At 66.9% G+C, this 21,188-nt stretch carries 22 protein-coding genes; 14 read left to right on the top strand and 8 right to left on the bottom strand.

Going from position 1 to position 21,188, the window contains the following annotated elements; all coding sequences use genetic code 11:
- The first annotated feature begins 288 nt into the window (after positions 1 to 288).
- Genes GO592_RS01890 through GO592_RS01880 form a run of 3 tightly spaced genes read left to right on the top strand, consistent with a single transcriptional unit; the run spans position 289 to position 3,087 of the window.
- Positions 289 to 507, top strand: coding sequence for a ferredoxin (locus GO592_RS01890; RefSeq protein WP_007297596.1), 219 nt, complete (start codon positions 289 to 291; stop codon positions 505 to 507).
- Complete coding sequence (locus GO592_RS01885) at positions 497 to 1,861, top strand: NAD(P)/FAD-dependent oxidoreductase (RefSeq protein ID WP_007297595.1); 1,365 nt, start codon at positions 497 to 499, stop codon at positions 1,859 to 1,861. The genes GO592_RS01890 and GO592_RS01885 overlap by 11 nt, the downstream gene beginning before the upstream one ends.
- Before the next feature lie 14 nt (positions 1,862 to 1,875).
- Positions 1,876 to 3,087, top strand: a complete 1,212-nt coding sequence (locus GO592_RS01880; RefSeq protein ID WP_007297594.1) for a cytochrome P450 — start codon at positions 1,876 to 1,878, stop codon at positions 3,085 to 3,087.
- Here GO592_RS01880 and GO592_RS01875 read toward each other — a convergent pair.
- Complete coding sequence (locus GO592_RS01875; protein ID WP_237720425.1) at positions 2,984 to 4,507, bottom strand: HNH endonuclease signature motif containing protein; 1,524 nt, start codon at positions 4,505 to 4,507, stop codon at positions 2,984 to 2,986. The genes GO592_RS01880 and GO592_RS01875 overlap by 104 nt on opposite strands.
- 66 nt (positions 4,508 to 4,573) lie before the next feature.
- Positions 4,574 to 5,521, bottom strand: a complete 948-nt coding sequence (locus GO592_RS01870; RefSeq protein WP_007297592.1) for an AraC family transcriptional regulator — start codon at positions 5,519 to 5,521, stop codon at positions 4,574 to 4,576.
- Between the two features lie 239 nt (positions 5,522 to 5,760).
- Between GO592_RS01870 and GO592_RS01865 the strand changes: the two genes are divergently transcribed.
- The 4 genes from GO592_RS01865 to GO592_RS01850 all read left to right on the top strand — a co-directional run bounded on the left by GO592_RS01865 (position 5,761) and on the right by GO592_RS01850 (position 9,706).
- Positions 5,761 to 6,333 (top strand): flavin reductase family protein, encoded by a 573-nt coding sequence (locus GO592_RS01865; RefSeq protein ID WP_005566286.1) that lies wholly within the window; start codon positions 5,761 to 5,763, stop codon positions 6,331 to 6,333.
- Between the two features lie 21 nt (positions 6,334 to 6,354).
- Complete coding sequence (locus tag GO592_RS01860; protein ID WP_007297591.1) at positions 6,355 to 7,971, top strand: 4-hydroxyphenylacetate 3-hydroxylase family protein; 1,617 nt, start codon at positions 6,355 to 6,357, stop codon at positions 7,969 to 7,971.
- Between the two features lie 20 nt (positions 7,972 to 7,991).
- Complete coding sequence (gene catA, locus GO592_RS01855) at positions 7,992 to 8,840, top strand: catechol 1,2-dioxygenase (RefSeq protein WP_005251124.1); 849 nt, start codon at positions 7,992 to 7,994, stop codon at positions 8,838 to 8,840.
- Positions 8,841 to 8,911: 71 nt separating this feature from the next.
- Positions 8,912 to 9,706 (top strand): alpha/beta fold hydrolase, encoded by a 795-nt coding sequence (locus GO592_RS01850; RefSeq protein WP_007297590.1) that lies wholly within the window; start codon positions 8,912 to 8,914, stop codon positions 9,704 to 9,706.
- A gap of 4 nt (positions 9,707 to 9,710) precedes the next feature.
- Here the strand turns inward: GO592_RS01850 and GO592_RS01845 are convergent, their stop codons facing one another.
- From GO592_RS01845 to GO592_RS01820, 6 genes are all read right to left on the bottom strand, one after another.
- Positions 9,711 to 10,946 carry an acetyl-CoA C-acetyltransferase gene (locus tag GO592_RS01845; protein WP_007297589.1) on the bottom strand — a complete coding sequence of 412 codons (1,236 nt, stop codon included), beginning with the start codon at positions 10,944 to 10,946 and terminating at the stop codon, positions 9,711 to 9,713.
- The gene (locus GO592_RS01840) at positions 10,939 to 12,645 is read right to left on the bottom strand and encodes an AMP-binding protein (protein WP_007297588.1); all 1,707 of its coding nucleotides are present in this window, start codon (positions 12,643 to 12,645) and stop codon (positions 10,939 to 10,941) included. The genes GO592_RS01845 and GO592_RS01840 overlap by 8 nt, the downstream gene beginning before the upstream one ends.
- On the bottom strand, positions 12,642 to 13,490 hold the full coding sequence (locus tag GO592_RS01835; RefSeq protein WP_007297587.1) for an alpha/beta fold hydrolase: 849 nt from the start codon (positions 13,488 to 13,490) through the stop codon (positions 12,642 to 12,644). Before GO592_RS01835 ends, GO592_RS01840 begins: the two co-directional genes overlap by 4 nt.
- Entirely contained in the window at positions 13,487 to 14,290 is an 804-nt protein-coding gene (locus GO592_RS01830; RefSeq protein WP_007297586.1) for a hypothetical protein, read from the bottom strand. The genes GO592_RS01835 and GO592_RS01830 overlap by 4 nt, the downstream gene beginning before the upstream one ends.
- The gene (locus GO592_RS01825; RefSeq protein WP_007297585.1) at positions 14,287 to 15,480 is read right to left on the bottom strand and encodes an acyl-CoA dehydrogenase family protein; all 1,194 of its coding nucleotides are present in this window, start codon (positions 15,478 to 15,480) and stop codon (positions 14,287 to 14,289) included. Before GO592_RS01825 ends, GO592_RS01830 begins: the two co-directional genes overlap by 4 nt.
- A gap of 136 nt (positions 15,481 to 15,616) precedes the next feature.
- A complete protein-coding gene (locus GO592_RS01820; protein ID WP_050998621.1) occupies positions 15,617 to 16,222 on the bottom strand; it encodes a TetR/AcrR family transcriptional regulator in 606 nt (201 codons plus the stop codon).
- Positions 16,223 to 16,425: 203 nt separating this feature from the next.
- Between GO592_RS01820 and GO592_RS01815 the strand changes: the two genes are divergently transcribed.
- The 7 genes from GO592_RS01815 to GO592_RS01785 all read left to right on the top strand — a co-directional run bounded on the left by GO592_RS01815 (position 16,426) and on the right by GO592_RS01785 (position 21,173).
- Positions 16,426 to 16,905: a nuclear transport factor 2 family protein gene (locus tag GO592_RS01815; RefSeq protein ID WP_007297584.1), complete on the top strand. Its 480-nt coding sequence runs from the start codon at positions 16,426 to 16,428 to the stop codon at positions 16,903 to 16,905.
- The gene (locus GO592_RS01810; RefSeq protein ID WP_007297583.1) at positions 16,902 to 17,255 is read left to right on the top strand and encodes a DUF485 domain-containing protein; all 354 of its coding nucleotides are present in this window, start codon (positions 16,902 to 16,904) and stop codon (positions 17,253 to 17,255) included. Before GO592_RS01815 ends, GO592_RS01810 begins: the two co-directional genes overlap by 4 nt.
- Complete coding sequence (locus GO592_RS01805) at positions 17,252 to 18,856, top strand: solute symporter family protein (protein ID WP_007297582.1); 1,605 nt, start codon at positions 17,252 to 17,254, stop codon at positions 18,854 to 18,856. The genes GO592_RS01810 and GO592_RS01805 overlap by 4 nt, the downstream gene beginning before the upstream one ends.
- Positions 18,857 to 18,998: 142 nt before the next feature.
- Complete coding sequence (locus GO592_RS01800; RefSeq protein WP_007297581.1) at positions 18,999 to 19,469, top strand: nuclear transport factor 2 family protein; 471 nt, start codon at positions 18,999 to 19,001, stop codon at positions 19,467 to 19,469.
- 20 nt (positions 19,470 to 19,489) lie between these two features.
- On the top strand, positions 19,490 to 20,101 hold the full coding sequence (locus GO592_RS01795) for a TetR/AcrR family transcriptional regulator (RefSeq protein ID WP_007297580.1): 612 nt from the start codon (positions 19,490 to 19,492) through the stop codon (positions 20,099 to 20,101).
- Positions 20,098 to 20,421, top strand: coding sequence for a putative quinol monooxygenase (locus tag GO592_RS01790; protein WP_005259041.1), 324 nt, complete (start codon positions 20,098 to 20,100; stop codon positions 20,419 to 20,421). The genes GO592_RS01795 and GO592_RS01790 overlap by 4 nt, the downstream gene beginning before the upstream one ends.
- 53 nt (positions 20,422 to 20,474) lie before the next feature.
- Entirely contained in the window at positions 20,475 to 21,173 is a 699-nt protein-coding gene (locus GO592_RS01785; protein WP_007297579.1) for an HAD family hydrolase, read from the top strand.
- Positions 21,174 to 21,188: the final 15 nt, after the last annotated feature.

Genomic DNA, 21,188 nt, shown 5'->3' with positions numbered 1-21,188 from the left:
CGTCCGTGTTGCCGAATCGAGACCGTGTCCGAAAGTTGTTTCTCGCCAGCAGGATACGAACTCCGGCAAGATACTTGTAACTCTCGTTACTACTTCAGGGTACTACCCGTCGGTAGGGGCGGACGGCGCCACATTTCTGAATGGCTCCAGAACAGCGGATCCAAACCGAACAGTTCGGCCATTCCGGAATACTGGTTTCCGGGTGGAGGTCTCCGCCCGACGCGATCGGACGGCCGTGCGCCGCGCAGTCCCTGTGGACCCGTGTGACCAGAACTGTTCAGAATCGGGATGATTGACGTGAAGCTCGTCGTCGACCTCAATCGGTGCCAGGGTTACGCGCAGTGCGTGTTCCTCGCACCCGGCGTCTTCACCCTTCACGGAGAAGAGGCACTTCTCTACGACGCGGGCCCCACCGAGGACGAACGCGACCATGTGGCGCAAGCCGCCGCCGCGTGCCCGGTGCATGCCATCACCACGGACATCCCCGACCGACACGATGGGCAGTGACGTGCGGATCGTCATCGTCGGTGCGTCGCTCGCGGGCCTGCGCGCCGCGGAGGCACTGCGGGGGCAGGGCTTCGACGGTTCCCTCACCCTGATCGGCGACGAACCCTACGAGCCGTACGACAGGCCCCCGCTGTCGAAGGCCGTGCTCCTCGGAATCATGCCGCCCGACCACGCGGCGCTGCCCTTCCGCCCGGACCTCGACGCGCAGTGGCGGCTCGGTGTGCGGGCCACCCGTCTCGATCTGGAGAACAACCGGGTTGTTCTCAGCGACGGCGCCACCGTCGAGTTCGACAAGGTGCTGATCTCGACCGGCGTCCGCGCCAGGCCGTGGTCGAACTCGTCCGAGGCCGCACTCGACGGCGTCTTCACCATCCGAACCTGCGACGACTCACGCCGGCTGAACGAGCGACTGTCCGCCGGACCTCGTCATGTCCTGGTGATCGGGGCCGGGTTCACCGGCTCGGAGATCGCGTCGGTGTGCCGGGAGCGCGGGCTGTCCGTGACGGTCACCGAACGCGGCCCGGCACCGCTGGTCGGCGCGCTCGGCGGAGTGGTGGCGGCGGTCGCGGCCGACATGCAACGCGACCACGGCGTCGACCTGCGCACCGGGGTCACGGTGACCGGGCTCGACGGGGACGGCAACGGGCAGCTGTGCCGTGCGCACCTGTCGGACGGGACCACACTCGACGTCGATGTGGCGATCGTCGCGCAGGGCAGTATCCGTAACACCGACTGGCTGTTCGGCTCCGGTCTCGCCGCGGGACCCCGCGGGGTCACGTGCGACGCCGGTTGCCGGGCATTCGACATCAACGGCATCGTCACCGACAACGTATTCGTCGCCGGTGACGTTGCGCGGCAGCCACATCCGCTCTACGACTACCAGTTGCTGGCACTGGAGCACTGGGGCAACGCGATCGGTCAGGCCGAGGTGGCGGCGCACAACATGATCCACGACGGTCTCCGTCGGCGACCGCACCTCGAGATTCCGGCGTTCTGGTCCAGCCAGTTCGGCGTCAACATCAAGTCCGTGGGTATCCCCACCTACTCCGATCAGGTGGTAATCACGCAGGGTTTCGTCGCCGACCGGCGATTCGTGGCGGCGTACGGCTTCCGCGGACGCGTCACGGCGGCTGTGGCGTTCAATCAGGGTAAGTGGCTCGACTTCTACCGGGGCTTGATCGAGTCGGCGGCCGCGTTCCCCCCGGACTTCGACGTCATGGACCGGGCGGAGCCGTTCGAGGTGCGTGCGTCGGAGTTGCCGGACCCGGCCGTTCTCAGCCACGGACCCACCGTCGCGGTGACCGGCCATCTGCCCACCGAACGTCGCGTCGAGTTCGTCTCGCTACCGAAGTAACAGGGAGAGTGTCCATGTCGCGTGCGCAGCTGTTCCAGCGGATCACCGACCAGGCGAGCCGGCCGAATCCGTATCCGCTGTACGAGGAACTTCGCGAGTCCCGGGTGGCGCCGCAGGACAACGGCTCCTACCTCGTCGGACGGTACTACGACGTCATGGCGCTCCTGCACGACCCGCGGATCAGCTCCGACCTGCACAACCGTGGTCCGGGACTTCCCGGATCGGATCGTGCCGGCGACGGGCCGGAGTCGTTCCTCAAACTCGATCCACCCGAGCACGATCGGTTACGGAGACTGACGACGCGACAGTTCGGCCCGCCGCACAGCCCCGACCGAATCGACTCCATGCGTGGCGAACTCGCCACACTCGTCACGAAACTGGTCGACGGGCTGGACGGTAAGGAGCGCATCGACATCGTCGACGACTTCGCCTACCCCTTCCCCGTCACCGTGATCTGCCGACTGCTCGGAGTACCCCACGAGGAGGAACCCAGGTTCCACGCCTGGGCCGACGCGTTGGTGGCAGCCATCGACCCGCGTCGCACCAGCGCCGACAACGAGCAGGTGAAGGTGGCGCAGAAGGCCCAGATGGAGATGGCCATGTTCATGGCGGGTCTCATCGAGGACCGTCGCCGCGATCCCGGTGACGACATGCTGTCGGGCCTGGCCAACGATTCGGGGCCCGACGGTCAGTTGAACACCGTCGAGTTGGTCACCAATTCCATCCTGCTGTTCATCGCCGGGCATGAGACCACCGTCAACCTCATCACCAACGGCATGCTGACCTTGCTGCGCAATCCCCATGTTCTCGAACGTCTTCGCGCCGAACCGCAGTTGATGCCGCAGGCCGTGGAGGAACTGCTCCGCTTCGAACCGCCCGTGCATCTCCTGGGTCAGCGAACGCCGATCGTGGACATCGAAATCGACGGTGTCACGGTCCCGAAGGGTTCGCCGCTCGTACTGGCATTGGCATCGGCCAATCGTGATCCCGAACGCTTCGTCGACGCCGACAAGTTCGTCCCCGACCGCGCGGACAACCAGCACGTGGGTCTGGGCAGCGGCATCCACAGTTGCTTCGGCGCTCCCCTCGCCCGCCTCGAGGGGCAGATGGCGCTCGCCGAACTCATCCGCCGCCTCCACAATCCGCGCCTCGTCGAGGACCCGCCGCCCTACCGGCCCAACCCGGTGCTGCGAGGCCCGCGGCACCTGCTGGTGGACTGTGGGTGAGCTGCCGCCGCGCATCCTCGATCAACTCACCGGGGTGATGTCGGTTATTGATTCGCGGTCTTCGGGTGGGGTCGATGTGTGGTGGCGGAATCCATTCGGTCCGGCCCGCGTATGCGGAATGGTGGGGCGCAGACCTCGTCGCCCATCCGGCCGGACCGTCGTTGACCTGAGCATGGCAGGCGTCGCAGACCAGGGCGAGACCCTCGATGTCGGTGTGCCCACCCTTGTGCCAGTCCGTGACATGGTGAACCGCACACAGACTCGCCGGTGACGAGCACCCCGGCCGGGTGCAACCCCCATCTGCGGCGATCAGCGCGAGCCGTTGGTCGGCGTTGGCCAGACGACGTCGCCGACCAAGGTGCAGTGGACGACCCGCATGGTCGAATAGCGCGAGCACCGGATGCGCCTCCTCGGCCAATACTAATGCGTCCGCGATCGGGAGCAACCCACCGGTGGCGGTCGTGGCCAGACCACCGACCGCCTGCTCCAGCTGCTCGAGTGTCATCGTGACGATCACCGTGGCAGGGAGGCCCCGGTGCCGGCCGAGCACCCCCGACTCGAGCAGCGCCCGGAACACTGCGCTGAACGCATCGTGATTGCGCTGCGCTGCGGTGCGGGTATCGCGGACGGCCGCCGCCGCCAACAGGTCACGATCGATCGACGGGTCTTCGCCGTCGCCGGCCGGCGAGGCGGGATCGTTCGGGTTGTTCATTCCGGGCCGCGCCCATGTGGCGAGGATCGGATCGAGCATCGCCCGCGCTACGGGATCGAGCTCACCGGAGATTCTCGATATCAGCTCGGTGTCCTGCCGACCGATCGAGATGCCCCGTCGGCGTTTCCGGTCTCGGTCGTCGCCGAGGTTCCCGTCCGGATTCAGGTATGCCAGCAACCGGTGCCCGGCCTCCTCCACATCCTCCGGGGTTCCGCTTCTCACCAAGTTCGCGAGCACGGCCTCGGCGTCGGCGACCGCGTCGTTGTCGACGGCGTGGGGAATCTTGCGCATCACCTTCGCAATCGCCCGCACATGATCCGTGCCGATGTCACCGTCGCTCTGTGCCGCAGCGGTTTCCGGCAACACCGGTGGCATCGGAACGCCAGCGAGGGCGTGCCACACGCCCAGCTCGCGGGCAGCGGTGACGCGGGCGGACGCGTCCGCGCCCGAGATCCGGAGCACGTCGATCAGGAGCTTCTTCGGCGACGAATACCCCAGACTTGCCGGGACCGAACGTTCCACGCTCTCCACGACCAATCGGTGTGAGACCGCCTCCGCGCGGCGAAGGCACTGCTCCACCCCGCGCATCACCTCGACGAGATCAGAGTCCGACAACTCGGCATCGAGCAACCCGTCCACCGCGGCAGCGAGCATCGACAGATGCTCCGCCACCCGGCTACCCGCCGACGACCCCCCAGTCGAACTCATGTGCGAATACTACCGCGAGGGTCCGACACGTTTCAGAGGCGAAACCGAGCCTCCCCACCGGACCGATCAGACCCCGCGATCGCGCAGTGACTCGGACGGCGTCACGCCGTACTTGCGGCGGTAGGCGGCGGCGAATCTTCCGGTATGCATGATTCCCCAGCGTGTCGCGACTTCGGAAACGGTAGCGCAGGAGCCAATTCCGGTGAGGTCGGCGTGGACACGCTCGAGGCGCACGTCGACGAGGTACTCCATCGGAGTCATACCCACGTATTCGCGGAACCCCTGCTGCATGCGCCGGACGCTCACGCCGACGAGTTCGGCCATCTCCCCCGCGCTCCAGGGCCGGGCCGGGTCCTGCTGGATCGCGTCGATGACCCGCTTGACGATGCGCGGCCGGATTCCCGCGGCACCCGTGTCGTCGTCCGGCATCGCGGTGAGCACGAGCGCGGTGGTCAACGCTCCACACAGTTGTTGCGACACCTGATCGCTGTGCAGGAGAACGCTGTCGCGCAACGCCTGGTCGGCGACGGAGCGGACGAACCTCAGCCAGTCGGCGCCTGCGCCGGTGCGCAGGTCGAGTTGCCGCGGCAACTCCTGGCCGGGCCGTGCGAGCACGCGGTCCATTTCGCGCTGCAGGTAGTCCCGGTCCACCTTGAATCCGATGATCTCGCAGGAACTGCTCCAGTTGGTGATGACGGTGCGGGTGTCGGGCGGGCAGATGGTGGCCAGCCCCGGCGTCGAGGTCACTTCCGTCCCGCCGGTGACGGAGACGATGCGGCCGGCCAGGGGGATGTTGATGCCGTACGCACCGGGATGGTCGGACTCGATCGACACGGGCGCGCCGAAACCGATCCGGGCGAGCCTGGACGGGCCCATCTGCGAGGACTCCAGGGAAGACCGCGCAGCGGTGTCCCGTGACAGCGGACGCAGCTCGTGAGGGAAGTACGCGTCCGCGACCACCTCGTGAACCTCGTCCCAGTCGGTGAAACCGGGACCTTCCAACCGTCCTCGCATGCGTACGTCCAGACCTCTCACCTCGCGCCACGACCGCGCATGGGCAACTCCCGACCTTAGCATCGCCTGTGACTCACGTCACTGCAAGCGCCGGCGACCCACGTCCGGCAAACCCGTTTCGCGTTCCGGATCGCGCCTTCGCATTGCGGATCGACGGACTGTGACGCCCGTCATACGTTGTGCAGGTCCCCAATCGCAGGGGTAATCGCACGAATCGTGCAGAAAGGCGGTCAGGAGAAATGGACCAGCGCACTCTGCGTAACATTTTCGGCCAGTTCGCCAGTGGCGTCACCGTGATCACGTGCGCCAATGCCGCCGGTGAGCCGCACGGCGCGACCGTCACCGCCTTCACCGCCGTCTCGATAGAGCCGCGGCTGTGCCAGGTGACGTTGACCCGGAAGTCGAAGGCATGCAGCTACCTCGGTGATGCGCCTTTCGCGGTGAACATTCTGGCCGCCGATCAGCTCGACACGGCCATGCACTTCGCGGGCAAACCGCAACGGACGGAACCGGTGTGGGACTCCGCTGGCATCGCTCCCGCGCTGTCCGGCAACGCGGCCACGCTCACGTGCTCACCCTGGGCTTCCTACGACGGCGGTGACCACATCATCTTCATCGGCGAGATCGTCGACGCGACCGTCGACGCGACCAAGGACCCACTGCTGTTCTACCGCAGCACCTTCCACGACCTCGGTGCCACCTCGGGCACCACGGCGTGGAACGGCTGCCTCGACGACCCCCACAGCGGATGGTTCGATGCCGCCGCGTCGTTCACTCCGCTCCACCTGCAGCTCGCTCAGGCTGCCTCGTAATCCTGACCGAAAGGGAACACCATGACCACCACCGAAGCTGCCCCCGATACCGACGTCGACCGCACGAAGGTCAATGTCTCCGCCGACTGTGAAGCGAACCGGACCGCGAACTTCGCCACCCGTCCGATGACCGGTGACGAGTACATCGAGTCGCTGCGCGACGACCGCGAGATCTACCTGCACGGCGAGCGTGTCAAGGATGTCACGACGCATCCGGCGTTCCGTAACCCGATCCGGATGACCGCCCGCCTCTACGACGCGATGCACACCGGCGAGCACGTCGACACCCTGACCACACCGACGGACACCGGCAGCGGGGGTGTGACGATGCCGTTCTTCCGGGCGCCGAAGAACTCCGACGATCTGCTGAAGGATCGTGACGCGATCGCCACCTGGGCGCGGATGACGTACGGCTGGATGGGCCGGTCCCCCGACTACAAGGCGTCGTTCCTCGGCACCCTGCACGCGAACAAGGAGCTGTACTCGCCGTTCCAGGACAACGCCGAGCGCTGGTACAAGGAATCGCAGGAAAAGGTCCTGTACTGGAACCACGCGATCATCAACCCGCCCGTCGACCGGCAGCTCCCGCCCGACGAGGTCGGTGACGTGTTCATGAAGGTGGAGAAGGAAACCGACGCCGGACTCATCGTCAGTGGCGCCAAGGTCGTGGCCACCGGCTCGGCCATCACCAACTACAACTTCATCGCCCACTACGGTCTGCCGATCAAGAAGAAGCAATTCGCGCTGATTTGCACCGTCCCGATGGACGCACCGGGCGTGAAGCTGATCTGCCGAACCTCCTACACCCAGCAGGCCGCGGTGATGGGCTCCCCGTTCGACTACCCCCTGTCGTCGCGGATGGACGAGAACGACACCATCTTCATCTTCGACAAGGTGCTGGTGCCGTGGGAGAACGTCTTCATGTACGGCGACGTCGACAAGATCAACGCGTTCTTCCCGCAGTCCGGGTTCCTGCCGCGTTTCACCCTGCAGGGCTGCACCCGTCTCGCCGTGAAGCTCGACTTCATCGCCGGCATGCTGATGAAGGCCCTCGACGCCACCGGCGCGGGCGGGTTCCGCGGCGTGCAGACCCGCGTCGGCGAGGTCATCGGCTGGCGGAACCTGTTCTGGTCACTCACCGAATCGATGGTCCGCGACCCGGAACCGTGGGTGGGCGACACCGTCATCCCGAAGCTCGAGTACGGGCTGACGTACCGGATGTTCATGCAGCAGGGCTACCCGCGGATCAAGGAGATCATCGAACAGGACGTCGCGTCCGGGCTGATCTACCTGCCGTCCTCGTCCGCCGACTTCAAGAGCCCCGACGTCCGCCCGTACCTGGACAAGTATGTCCGCGGTTCGGAGGGGATGACCGCGGTCGAACGCGTCAAGATCATGAAGGCACTGTGGGATTCGATCGGCAGCGAGTTCGGTGGCCGCCACGAGTTGTACGAACGGAACTACGCCGGCAACCATGAGGGCGTGAAGGCGGAACTGCTGATGTTCGCCGAGAACCGGGGCACGGTCAGCTCGATGAAGGGTCTGGCCGAGCAGTGCCTGGCCGAGTACGACCTCGACGGGTGGACCGTGCCCGACCTGATCGGCAACGACGACGTGTCCTACTTCGGCCGCAGCTAATCGCGCAGACCAGGAGAAACATGACCACCATCGACAGCCCTACCGCGGTCGGCTCCGGCAACGCCGCCACCGACAAGTTCAAGGGCGCAAGGTTCACCGCCGACACGTCCCCGGAACGCCTGTCCGCGATCGCCACCGAGGCGCTCGCCGGGCTGAGCGCCCTGATCCACAAGCACGCCGTCACCTACCCGGAGTACCGGGTCCTCAAGCAGTGGCTCATCGATGTCGGTGAGGGCGGCGAGTGGCCGCTGCTGCTCGACGTGTTCGTCGAGCACGACATCGAGGAGGTGAACTCCACCAGGTTCCGGGGCACCAAGGGCAGCATCGAGGGACCGTACTACGTGCCCGGGGCACCGGAACTGCCCGCGCGGTGCACCCTGCCGATGCGCGACGAGGACCGGGCCCACCCCGCGCTTGTCCTCCGCGGCCGGGTGACCGACCTCGACGGGGCCGGCCTCGGCGGCGCCACCATCGAGTTGTGGCACGCCGACGACGAGGGCTACTATTCGCAGTTCGCGCCGCACCTACCGGAATGGAACCTGCGCGGCACCATCGTCACCGACCCGGAGGGGCGGTACGAGATCACCACCATCGAGCCTGCCCCGTACCAGATCCCGACCGACGGCCCGACCGGTCAGTTCATCGAGGGGGCCGGCTGGCACCCGTGGCGGCCGGCGCACCTGCACCTGCGGGTGACGTCCCCGGGCAAGCAGCCGATCATCACCCAACTGTACTTCGCCGGCGGCGACTGGATCGACGACGACGTCGCCACCGCAACGAAACCCGAACTCCTCCTGGATCCCCAGCTCGACGACGCCGGGCGTAAGGTTGTCAGCTACGACTTCGCGCTCGATCCCGCCGCGGACTGAGACACCCACCCTCCCCCGGGCGACGCGGAAGATCGTGTCGCCCGGGGATCGACGTTTGTGGAGGAATCATCATGCCGAGCACATCACCTGCGCGGACAACGGAATTCGTGCACACCGCGACCGCCGTGATCGAGGTCGTCGTCGAGGGCAGCGGTCCGTCGGTGATCCTGCTGCCTTCGCTCGGGCGCGAGTCGTACGACTACGACGACGTCGCTTGTGGACTCGCGCAGAACGGTTTCCGGGTCTCCCGACCCCAGCCGCGTGGCATCGGCCGGAGCACGGGACCATTGGAGAACATCACGTTGCGCGACCTGGCCGCAGATATCGGAGCGGTGATCGAGGCGCAGGACAACGGTGCGGCCGTCGTTCTCGGTCATGCCTTCGGGCACTACGTCGCCCGGATGCTCGCCGCCGACCGGCCCGACCTGGTGCGCGGCGTCGTCGTGGCTGCGGCGGGTGCCCGCAACTACCCGGCCGCGCTGACGGCGCTGGCGGTCAAATGCTCCGATTCGTCACTGCCCGACGAAGAGCGGATCGGCTACCTGCAGATCGGATTCTTCGCCCCCGGCAACGATCCGAGGGAGTGGCTCACCGGTTGGTATCCGGGGGTGTCGAAGCGGCAGCTCGCCGCCTCGTCCGCCACACCCAAGGAGGAGTGGTGGGATGTCGCGCACCAGCCGATCCTGGATCTGCAGTCCGCTCTCGATCCGTTCCGTCCGCGTGAGACGGAGAACGAATTGCGGGATCGGTTCGGCGAATTGGTTACCGTGACCGTCGTGCCGAACGCGAGCCATGCGTTGATGCCGGAAGCGCCCGCACAGGTTGTGCGGGCGCTCACCGACTGGATTCGGGCTCTCGACAGCTGAGCTGTCAGACCCTTTCGAAGATGGCGGTCAGCCCCTGGCCACCGCCGATGCACATCGTCTCCAGGCCGTAACGGACTCCGCGACGGTCCATCTCGCGCAGCAGTGTGGTGAGGATCCGCACTCCCGTCGCGCCGACGGGGTGCCCGAGCGAGATTCCCGAGCCGTTGACATTGGTGCGGTCGAAATCCTGTGCACCGAAGTTCCATTCGCGCGTGACGGCCAGCGCCTGTGCGGCAAAGGCCTCGTTCAGTTCGATGAGGTCGATGTCGGCGAGGGTCAGCCCGGCGCGTTTCAGGGCCCGTTCGGTGGACGGCACCGGTCCGATGCCCATCTCGGACGGCTCCACCCCCGCGACCGCCCAGGTGACCAGGCGTGCGAGGGGCCGGAGCCCCAGACGCTCCGCCTCCGCCCGGGTGGTGACGAGGCATGCTGCCGCACCGTCGTTCTGCCCGCTGGCGTTGCCGGCGGTGACGGTCGCCTCGGGGTCGGTGGCGCCCACGATGGGCCGCAACCGAGCGAGCGACTCGATTGTCGTGTCGGCACGGGGGTGCTCGTCCCGATCGACGACCTGCGGATCGCCCTTCCGGACGGGAACTTCCACCGGCACGGTCTCCTCGGCGAACTTTCCCGAGTCGATCGCGGCGACCGCCCGCCGGTGGGAACTCACCGCGAGCTCGTCCTGCTCGAGGCGGCTGATGTCGTACTTGCGGCGCAGGTTCTCCGCCGTCTCGAGCATGCCGCCCGGCACCGGATAGTTGCGTCCGCCTGCGGTGACACGACCGCGGGCGAGCCTGTCGTGGAGCGCTGCCGGCGCACCTTTGGCTCCCCAGCGCATCGACTCGGTGTAGTACTCGGCGCGGCTCATCGATTCCACGCCGCCGGCGATCACCAGCTCGGCGATCCCCGTCTGCACCCGCATCGCCGCGTCGAGCACGGCCTGCAGACCGGATCCGCAACGACGGTCGAGTTGCTGACCGGGAACCGTCACCGGCATTCCCGCGTCCAGGGCCACGACGCGGCCGATGGCAGGCGCCTCACCGTTCGGGTAGCACTGACCGAAGATCACGTCGTCGACGCGGCCCGGATCTACCTTCGTCCGCGTGAGCAGTTCGGACACCACCCGAGCGCCGAGGTCGGCGGCGGGCACGTCCTTGAACTGCCCGCCGTATCGGCCGACGGGGGTGCGCAGGGGCTCGCAGACGACGACGTCGTCCGCCTGGGCATTCGTACTTTCAGGCACTGCGGAAATCCCTTTCTTGATCGGTCCAGCGCTGCGCCCATTCACGCAGTTCGACCGCTCGGATCTTGGCTCCGTTGCCGCCCACGGTGGTCGGCATTTCCTCGATCACGTGCACCGCGGCGGGAACCTTGAACGCCGCCAGCGACTCTGCGCACCAGGCCCTGAGCTCGGCGGCGCCGGCCGACGCACCGTCGGTAGGGACGACGAACGCCACGGCCTCGGTGTATCCGCCGGTGCCGGTGATGCCCACGACCTTCGTCAGGTGGACGGCGTCGTGTTCCGCCAGCCGGTGCTCGATCTCGGCGGGGTCCACCAGGAACCCGCGTAGCCGGAGCACGTCCCCCATTCGGCATACATACGTATAGCCTCCGTCGCCGGTCGCGACGGCGAGGTCGCCGCTGCGGAACCACCCGTCCCTCGTGAACGCCCGTGCGGCCGCATCCGGATTGCCGAGGTAGGCGTCGACGACGTTCGGTCCGCGCACCTGAAGCTCACCCTGCTCACCGTCCGGAAGGACCGAGTCGTCCAGCGGGTCGACGATGCGAACCTCGATGCCGGGTTCGACCGGGCGCCCACCGCCGTTCCAGCGCAGGGATTCCGGGTCCGCGGCATCCCACAGCAGCATCAGGGCGAACACCTCGGACGACCCGAAGACACCCGTGGTGACGGCGTCGAATTCGTCGCGCACCCACGCGGCGACCTCGTGCGACCGGCCGAGGAAGTCGGCGATGCCGAGGCGCTTCAACGACGACAGGTCGGCACGGTTACCCGCCTGCCACGTGTCGTGGAGCCGGGTGAAGAGATCGTCACCGCCGACGACGTGCGTCACCTTCGCCGATTCCATCCGGGCCAGCGTGGCCGCGGCGTCGAAGACGGGTTCCATCAGCAGCGTGCCGCCACCCGCGAGAGTGGCCAGGGCAGTGGAGTATCCGAATACCCCGGACACCGGCAGGACGCACAGGGTGACGTCGCCCGGTTCGACGCCGAGGACGACGGCGTCGGCCCGCGCGTGCCGTACCACCGCCGATTCGCGGTGCGCCGCGAGTTTGGGGACACCGGTGGATCCGGACGTCGTGAACGCGACTGCGAGCACGTCGTCCGGGTCAGCCCGCTCGCCGGCAGCCGTGACGGTCGCCATGTCGGGTGTCTCCGGCACCTGGACGGTTCCGGTGTCCGCGCTGCCCGCTGTCCAGGCACCGCCGCCGAGGTCGAATCGCGCCAGGTCGGGAGCGGCGCTTTCCGTTCGAGGTCCGCACACGACGGCAACAGCCGGTGCCGGGAGGTCGAGGGAGTGCTGTGCCTCTTCGAGTCGGCCGAACAGGTCGAGACCGTGGAAGTGGTCGGCCACGGCCACCACCGCGGGGCGCGCCGAGGTGAGGATGTGTGCGATCTCGTGCGTGTTGTAGCGGGTGTTGACGCCGATGACGTGTGCACCCACAGCGGACGCGGCGAGTTGCCACACGATCGCGTCCGACCAGTTCGGCAGCAGGACGGCCACACACTGGCCGCGCCGGACGCCGACGCGCAGGAGTTCCGACTTCAGGGCGTCGACGCGGGCACGAAGTTCGCTGCGGCTGGTGACGACCGGATCGCCGTCGACCACGTCGAGGGTTGCGGCGGCACCCGGGTCGGCGGTCACGAGTTCGTCGAGCAGCGAGGCGAGTGTGTCACGGCGCGTCGCCGTGTCGTGCGCCGTCACGAGAGCACCACCGCCGCACGCAGTTCGGTCAACCACTCGTCCGCCATCGAGGCGAAGTCGTCGATCTCCTCCATGGGGTAGTGGCCGATGCCCTCGAGCAGGGTGAACGACGCAAGTCCGGGACGGGCGGCGTCGAGTGCCGACACGGTTTGCTCGACGCGTCCGGCGTCGATCCACGGATCCTGCGCTCCGGCGACGAGCCTGAGAGGACAGGTGATCTCGGCGATCCGGTCGCGCACGTCGTGCGTGCCCCAGCCGATCAGGTCGGAGGACGAGATCTCCGGGTCCTCACGCTTGTGCATCGTGGCGATCAGGTGCGCCTTCGCCTCGGGCACGGTATGTCCGACGGAGGCGAGCGTGCCCAGGTAGGTGCGGTCGGCGCGGCTGGGCCCGGCGACATCCTCGAGTTCGCGGCGCAGCCCACCCACGTTGACGCGGCCGGGACCGGCCTCCGCTGCCATCGCAATCGCTCCGGCCAGCGGCCTCGACGACCGCGTGGCGAGCTCGAGTGTCAGCTTGCCACCGATGGAACACCCGACGACGAAGGGCCGTTCGACGGTGAGCGCATCGAGGACCTTCCCGAGCCAGTCTCCGAACGTGACGATGCTGGTGACGGGACCGTCGACCGCGGGCTCGGAACGTCCGTGCCCCGGAAGGTCGGGGACGATCACCCGGTAGCCCCGGCCTGCCAGTTCGGACGCGACGCGCCGCCACTGGACTCCGCTCTGGCCTGCGGTGTGCAGGCACAGAACTGTGGGCGCCTCGGTGTCCGGCTGATTGTCGGGGGTGATGATCTCGACGAAGCCGAGCGCTCCGTCGATCTCCAGGTATCGGGCCTCGATCATGGCCGGGCCTCCCTTCCGCACGTGAGTGGCAAAGTGTGCCCCGACACGCTTTGCCACTCACGTGCGGCGCTGCGGGCATGGGCGATGATGATGTCGAGTGGTTTGGTGAGGCGCAGGTACTCGTACCCGTCACCGCTGGAGGAGAATTCACCACTGATGGCGCGGCGCATGAAATCGTTCCGTTCGGCGAACACGAGGTCGACCCAGGTGACAGCCGGGGCGATGAGCGTGAACGTAGCCCCACCCGGGACGCGGCGGGCGACGTCGATGATCGTTCCGCGGTAGATCCGCAGCTGCAGTTCGCGGGCCCGGCCCGAGGAGTCGGTGCAACGCAGACCCACGGTGCCGTCCCACGTCGACAGGGAGGACGCGAAGGCTGTATCGGTGGAGACAGATTCGCGGAGACGCTCTCCCCAGGCCGGTGTGCAGAAGTCGACAGCGGGATCGAATCGCACGTCGGACGGTTCGGGCGAACGCCACGTCTCGATTCCCTCCTCGCGAATCGACCCGGCCTCGTCGACGAGCCGCACGTGGCGATCGAACTCGGCTCCGGTCTCGGACTGTTCGATGCGCGTGACGACGGACTCGACGTGGACGACGTCGTCGCCCGCCACCGCGTACTGCGAATTCCATTGCAGTCCGGTGCGTGTGGCACCGGACGTCGTCGCCGGAGCGAGTACTCCCGCTACCACGATTCCCGTCAGCGACGCCTCCGGCAGCGACAGTCCGAGTTCGGAGACGCGCCGGGCGTCGCTCACAGTGCGATCGCCGACGGCGATACTTGTGGTGAGTGAGCTCATTCGCCCGCCCTCCCCAGGAGTTCGTCGGAGATGATCCGCATCTGGATCTCGCTGGTGCCCTCGAAGATCTTCGTCAACCGCGCATCGCGCCAATGCCGTTCGACCTGGAAGTCGGTGGTGTACCCGGCGCCGCCGTGAATCTGCACCGCCTCACTCGTGACCCGCTCGGCCATCTCCGTCGCCACCAACTTGCACATCGACGCCTCCAGCGAACACCGCCGGCCGGTGTCGATATCGGTGGCCACCGAGTACATCAATTGCCGGGCGGCCTCGATGTCGGCGGCCATCGTCGCGACCTTGAACCGCAGATGCTGAAAATCGGCCAACTCGTGCCCGAACTGTCTGCGGGTGTGCAGATACGCGATCGAATCCTCCAACGCGCCCCGAGCCAGACCGATCGCGCGGGCCGCGGTATGCGCCCGCCCCACCTCGAGACCGGACACCGCCAGGTAGAAGCCCTTGCCCTCCTCACCGAGCATGGCCGTGGCGGACACCCGGAAATTGTCGAACGAGAGCTCCCACGTGCTCCACCCGAAATATCCGATCTTGCGGATCTTCGTCCCGCTGATCCCTTCGGGGAACCCGCCGCGCTGCTTCTCGATCAGGAACGCGCTGATCCCGCGGTGCGGTTTCGCCGGATCTTTGTTCGGATCGGTGCGCGCGAACAGCACCAGGTAGTCGGCCTCGTCGGCGTACGTGCACCACATCTTGGTGCCGCTGATCACCCAGTCGTCGCCGTCGCGGGTCGCGCGGCACGAAATGTTCGCCACATCGGATCCGGCCTCGGCCTCCGACAGGGCGTACGCACCGAGGTACTCACCGCGGGCGACCTTCGGCAGCAACGCCGCCTCCTGCTCCGGGGTGAATCCGCCGCCCATCCCGTTACCGCGGGCCAGCAGCCCCGACACGCTCATCCACGCCCGGGACAACTCCTCGGCGACCAGGCAGTACTCGAACACTCCGAGACCGAGACCGCCGTGTTCCTCGGGGATCATGATCCCGAAGAACCCGACCTCGGCCATCGCCTTCTTCAACGTGTCGGGGATGGTGCCCTGCACCGGGTCGAGTTCGTTCGCGACCGGGAGCACCTGCTTCATCGCGAAATCGCGTGCCAGGTCGCGGATCGCCACCCGGTCCTCGGTCAGATACCGCGGTGAGTCGGTACGCGGCTGTGACGGCCGGTGAGTCATGGACACTCCTCATCCACTCGAACTACGGGGCGCGTGACTCGGGAGAACTCGCGGTTCCACACTCGGATCACATTAACGCTTGTTCACCCAGTACAGCACGGACGGGAACGCACCGTCAATGCCGAATCTCCCCGCTTCACGCGGGACGGTATCCGACCAGGTTGAGCGCATAGACGCCGTACGAGTCCGCGACCGCCTGCGCGGACAACGGTCCGTCCGGGCGGTACCAGAGCGCGATTCCCGCGCACATGGTGAGCACCGCGGTCACCGCCTGGTGAACGTGGGGGACGTCGAAGTCGCCGCCGGCCACACCCGCCTCCGCGATGGTGACGAACAAATGCTCCTGCGCGTCGCGCGAGCCCACGACCCGTTTGCGGTCCACCTCGTCGAGGTACCGCAATTCGGTGTTCGCCACCAGGCAGGCTTGCTGGTTGCGGGCGGTGTACAGCGAATGCGCGACCACCGCAGCCGTCCACTGCTCCGCCGGTGCGGACCCTGCCCTCCGCAGGGCGGTCCGGGTGGCGGTGAACTGCTCGTCACTGGCCGACCGCAGAATCTCGACCAGGAGCTCGTCCTTGTTCTCGAAATGGTTGTACACGTTGGCGGCGCTGCAGCCAGCACGTTTGGCGATGGTGCGCATGGTCGCCGCATGAAAGCCGGCGGTATAGAACTCCTCCAGCGCCGCGTCCAGGATCCGCTGCCGGACGGAGGGAATCACTGCACCGCTTGACCGAGTGTTCATCCCTCGGAGGGTAGGTGCCACGCGAGGCGCGGGCAATACACCCTGAAGAAAATGCAGCTCACCACGCATCACGCACGGCGGACAGGGTGAGCGGCGCACGGTGTTGACCGACGGTAGCGCGTCCGTTATGGTCCAGATCACGTGAACGATTGTTAATTACCGGTTCGCGCATTCCGCTCCTCACACCGTGGAGGTATGCCACCTTGAGCACTCTCGAAGAACGAATCCGCCGCCTCGAAGACCTGGAGGCCATCCGGTACCTCGACGCGCAGTACTGCCGCCATCTCGACGACGGCAACTGGGACGCCCTGATGGATCTGTTCACCGACGACGGCGAATTCGACGGGCTGTCCAACCCGAAGGGCAAGAGCGAGATGCGGGCGTTCTTCGCCGGCCTCGCACCCGGCGGGCTCACCGCGTTCTGGCACTTCATCACCAACCTGGAGATCGACCTCGACGGCGATCGCGCCACCGTCCGCTCGTTCCTGTGGCAGCCCTGCGTGTCAGACGGCGACGCCTCGATCGCCGCCGGCCGGTACACGGACGAGGCCGTCAAGGTCGACGGCCGCTGGCTGTACCGCGTCAAGCAGGTGCGCTTCCACTACTTCGGTCCGCTCACGGAGGGCTGGGACGAGAACCAGTTCGCGCTCGACTCGGCGCGACGTGCGGCGGTGAACGCGTGACCACCGAGTCCCCCGCCACCGCGGCGAGCGCAGCCGTCTGGTCACCGATCCTCGCGTTGCCGGAGTTCGTCGAACTGCGGCGACGACGCCGGGCCGTCACCACCGGACTCGGCCTGATCGCGCTCGCACTGTTCTCGGGGTTTCTCGTCGGATTCGCCTTCTTCCCCGAACTCCTCGGCGACAACACGGCATTCGGCATTCCACTGTCGCTGTGGGTGGTGTTCTCCCAGTTCGCCGGCACCTGGGTGCTCGTGTTCGCGTACTTCCGCCTCTCCCGTACCTTCATCCAACCCGCCGCCGATGCCGCCGTCCGGGCCATCGCGCAACGTGATCAGGAGCGTGCCTCATGACCGGCGACGCCGATTTCCTCGCCATCGGCATCTGTGCCGCCGTCATCTCGCTCACGCTGTGGGTGACGTTCGCCGCATCGCGCCGAAGCCGTAGCGCCACCGGATTCTTCGCTGCGGGACGCTCGATCACCGGCTGGCAGAACGGTTTCGCGATCGCCGGCGAATTCATCTCCGCGGGCAGTTTCCTGGGCACCACGGGCTTGATCTTCTACAAGGGCGTCGACGGCGCCGTCATTCTGTGCACGTCGGTGGTCTCCTTCCTCCCCGTCCTCTTCCTCCTCGCCGAGAAGATGCGGAACGTCGGAAAGTTCACGCTCGCCGATGTTCTGGTGTTCCGGACCGGCGCACGTCGCGTCCGGGTGGTGGTTGCACTCAGCACCATCGTCACCGGCACGTTCGTGCTGCTCGCCCAACTCGTGGCGGCCGGCGTACTGCTCGAGTCCGTCTCGGGGATCCCGTTCGGCCTGTCCGTCGTGGTCGCCGGATCACTCATGGGCATCTACGTCTTCGTCGGCGGAATGCTGGCGACCACGTGGGTTCAAGTGATCAAGTCGTCGATCCTGTCGATCCTGGCGATCGTGGTGTGCCTCGGGATCCTCGCGAAGTTCGGCTTCAGCGTCCCCGGCATGCTCGGGGCGGCAACCTCGAACGCCGCGGCCGGAGATGCCATCCTCTCGCCGGGCCTGATCTTCGGGCAGACCGGTGCGATCAACCTGATCTCGTACTCCCTGGCGTTCGCGCTCGGCACGGCCGGTATGGCGCACATCCTGATTCGCTTCTTCACCGTCCCCGAGGCCGCGACGGCACGAAAGTCGCTCGGCTGGACCGTCGCGCTGTGCAGCATCTTCTACCTGATCGTCATCGTCATGGGCTTCGGCACCGCCGCGCTTCTCGGTCCCGACGGGGCGGATCGCGTCGGCGCCGGCGGCAATCTCGCGGCACCCACGCTGGTCACGGAACTCGGCGGGGGCGTCGGCACCATCGGTGGTTCGATCGCGCTGGCCATGGTGGCAGCCGTCGCATTCGCGAGTATCGTCGCGGTCGTCGCGGGCGTCGTGATCTCGGCTGCGGGAACGTTCGCCCACGACGTGTGGCCCACCCTCACCCGCCGGAAATCCGCCGATGCCGGCACCGAGACGGCGGATGCCCGCGAGGCGAAGATCGCCCGGTATGCGGCGGTCGCGTTCAGCGTCGTCGCGATCGGACTGACGATGGCGATCGGCGACACCACCAACATCACCTACTTCATGGGTATGGCCTTCATGGTCGCAGGCAGTGCGCACCTGCCCAGCCTGTTGCTCAGCCTCAACTGGCGGCGGTTCAACAGCACAGGCGCCGTGTGGGGCATCTCGGTGGGATTAGCATCCACCGTGGTCAGTCTGATGTTCACGGAGGCGCTCTGGCTGGGTAGTGGTCCGGCGCCGCTGACCATTCAGTTGCCGGTGATCATCACGATGCCGCTCGGGCTGGCCGCCGCCGTGATCGGCTCCCTCGCCGGCGAACGCCTTCACGGACGTTCGGCGGATCGAGACGAGAAGTTCGCCGAGATGCTGGTGCGCGCCGAGACCGGTATCGGCGCGGAACTCGCCGAAACGCACTAGGTTTCACGCTCGGCCGATGCCCTCGCCGTCACGGCGGGGGCATCGGCCGTCACGTGTGTCCGCCGCAACCCTGGACAGCGCACTGTACCAATTGGTACAGTCTGTACCGGTAGGTACAACACCTCCCGGAGGAACGCTCACCATGTCCGTTCGCCCACCCGTACCCCCGTTCACACTCGACACCGCGATCGCGAAGGTCCGCGCCGCCGAGGACGGCTGGAATTCCCGTGATCCCGAGAAGGTCGCGCAGGCTTACACCGAGGACAGTTGGTGGCGCAATCGGTCCACCTTTCTGCAGGGGCGCCGCGAGATCGTCGACTTCCTCGCCGGGAAGTGGGACCGCGAACTGGAATACCGTCTGATCAAGGAACTGTGGGCGCACGACGGGAATCGGATCGCGGTCCGGTTCGCGTACGAGTTCCACGACACCGACGGGCAGTGGTTCCGCGCGTACGGCAACGAGAACTGGCAGTTCGACGACAACGGTCTGATGCGGTGGCGTCACGCCAGCATCAACGACGTGCCGATCGACGAATCCGACCGCAAGTTCTTCTGGGACATGTCCGGCGTGCGACCGTCGGATCATCCCGGACTGAGCGATCTCGGCCTCTGACCGCCACACGAGGAGTAGTCATGCCCCGAGCAGTAGCCGAGCGCGGCGACGTCGTCCCCGTGCTGGCGGAGGTGTTCCGATCCCACGGGTTCGACGGCGCGAGCCTGGCCGTCATCACCGAGCACACAGGGCTCGGCAAAGGCAGCCTGTACAACTTCTTCCCTCGCGGCAAGGACGAGATGGCCGAGGCGGTCCTCGACGAGGTCGACGCCTGGTTCCAGACCGCCGTGTACCTGCCGCTGCGCGGGTCCGAGCCCGCCACTGCCCGTCTGGAGCGGATGTTCGACGAGGTCGAGACGTACTTCCGGTCGGGACGCCGAATCTGCCTGTTCGGGGCGTTCGCGCTCGGCCTCGAACGTGACCGCTTCGCGGACCGGGTGCGTGCCTACTTCACCGACTGGGTCGATTCGCTCGCCGGCGCTCTCGCCGACGCCGGCCACGGCAGGCAGTCGCGGCCGCTCGCCGAGGAGGTCGTCGCGGGAATCCAGGGCGCGCTCGTCCTCGCGCGTGCCCTGGACGACCCCGACAGTTTCACGCGCATCCTCACCCGGCTACGCCGCTCGGTCGGGGATCCGAACGACATCGCGCGCGTAGGATTCGAATCGTCGACTCGAGAAGTGAGGCAGCCGTGATTTTCATCGTCGTCAACTTCACCGTGAAACCGGACCACGCGGACGGCTGGCTCGACCTGGTGCAGCCGTTCACCGACGCGACCCGGAACGAACCGGGCAACCTGTGGTTCTACTGGTCGCGGGCGGTGGAGGATCCGAACTTGTACGTCCTCGTCGAGGCGTTCCGTGACGACGACGCCGCCGTCGCCCACGTGCAGAGCGAGCATTTCCAAAACGCCATGCGCGAGTTGAAACCCGCCCTCGCACAGACACCGCGGATCATCAACACCACGATCGACGGCACCGAGTGGTCGCTGATGGGTGAACTCGAAGTCGACTGACCCCGTCCGGCTTCACCCTGAAGTCGCGCGCACCGCGCGTTAGCCTGGAAAACGTGGCTTCCGATCTCACCGAATTCGACGCAGTGATCTTCGACTTCTCCGGCACGCTGTTCCGGCTGGAGGAGGACGACAGCTGGATGGCCGACCTCACCGACCACGACGGTGAACCGTTCGACCTCCACCAGCAGGCCGAGTTGATGCGGCGCATGACGGCGCCGGTCGGTCAGACCGTCGAGATGGACGCGGCCGAGCACCACGCGTGGACCAACCGCGACCTCGACCCTCGGTTCCACCGGCAGGCGTACCTCGACGTCTTGCGCAAGTCCGGGGTCGCGCACGAGGACCAGGCGGTCGGGCTGTACGAGCGGGTGATCGACCCGGGGTGCTGGAGCGCATATCCCGACACCGCGGAAGTGCTTGCGTCACTGAAGGACCGTGGAATCAAGATCGCGGTGCTGAGCAACATCGCGTTCGACATCCGGCCCGCGTTCGCGGATCTGGGAGTCGAGCATCTCGTCGACGCGTTCGTGCTGTCGTTCGAGGTGGGTGCGATCAAACCGGACCCGAAGATCTTCGAGCACGCCCTTACCGCGCTCGGCTCCGAGCCCGAACGCACTCTCATGATCGGCGACAGCGAGGAAGCCGACGGCGCCGCACGCAAGGTGGGCTGCGCGTTCGCACTCGTCGAACCCGTTCCCCTCGCGGAGCGCCCCGACGGTCTCCGAAATGCGCTCAATGCCTTCGGCCTGTGAGTACTTATTAACCAC

The organism is Rhodococcus sp. 21391, from assembly GCF_016772255.1.
Lineage (GTDB): Bacteria > Actinomycetota > Actinomycetes > Mycobacteriales > Mycobacteriaceae > Rhodococcus_F > Rhodococcus_F opacus.
The sequence above is the reverse complement of the archived record's forward strand: the minus strand, read 5'-3'. Positions and strand labels throughout refer to the sequence as shown.

Coding starts and splice junctions, on each gene's coding strand:
- GO592_RS01890 (WP_007297596.1), top strand. CDS start 289: ATGATTGACGTGAAGCTCGTCGTCGACCTCAATCGGTGCCAGGGTTAC.
- GO592_RS01885 (WP_007297595.1), top strand. CDS start 497: ATGGGCAGTGACGTGCGGATCGTCATCGTCGGTGCGTCGCTCGCGGGC.
- GO592_RS01880 (WP_007297594.1), top strand. CDS start 1,876: ATGTCGCGTGCGCAGCTGTTCCAGCGGATCACCGACCAGGCGAGCCGG.
- GO592_RS01875 (WP_237720425.1), bottom strand. CDS start 4,507: ATGAGTTCGACTGGGGGGTCGTCGGCGGGTAGCCGGGTGGCGGAGCAT.
- GO592_RS01870 (WP_007297592.1), bottom strand. CDS start 5,521: ATGCGAGGACGGTTGGAAGGTCCCGGTTTCACCGACTGGGACGAGGTT.
- GO592_RS01865 (WP_005566286.1), top strand. CDS start 5,761: ATGGACCAGCGCACTCTGCGTAACATTTTCGGCCAGTTCGCCAGTGGC.
- GO592_RS01860 (WP_007297591.1), top strand. CDS start 6,355: ATGACCACCACCGAAGCTGCCCCCGATACCGACGTCGACCGCACGAAG.
- catA (WP_005251124.1), top strand. CDS start 7,992: ATGACCACCATCGACAGCCCTACCGCGGTCGGCTCCGGCAACGCCGCC.
- GO592_RS01850 (WP_007297590.1), top strand. CDS start 8,912: ATGCCGAGCACATCACCTGCGCGGACAACGGAATTCGTGCACACCGCG.
- GO592_RS01835 (WP_007297587.1), bottom strand. CDS start 13,490: ATGATCGAGGCCCGATACCTGGAGATCGACGGAGCGCTCGGCTTCGTC.
- GO592_RS01830 (WP_007297586.1), bottom strand. CDS start 14,290: ATGAGCTCACTCACCACAAGTATCGCCGTCGGCGATCGCACTGTGAGC.
- GO592_RS01825 (WP_007297585.1), bottom strand. CDS start 15,480: ATGACTCACCGGCCGTCACAGCCGCGTACCGACTCACCGCGGTATCTG.
- GO592_RS01820 (WP_050998621.1), bottom strand. CDS start 16,222: ATGAACACTCGGTCAAGCGGTGCAGTGATTCCCTCCGTCCGGCAGCGG.
- GO592_RS01805 (WP_007297582.1), top strand. CDS start 17,252: ATGACCGGCGACGCCGATTTCCTCGCCATCGGCATCTGTGCCGCCGTC.
- GO592_RS01800 (WP_007297581.1), top strand. CDS start 18,999: ATGTCCGTTCGCCCACCCGTACCCCCGTTCACACTCGACACCGCGATC.
- GO592_RS01795 (WP_007297580.1), top strand. CDS start 19,490: ATGCCCCGAGCAGTAGCCGAGCGCGGCGACGTCGTCCCCGTGCTGGCG.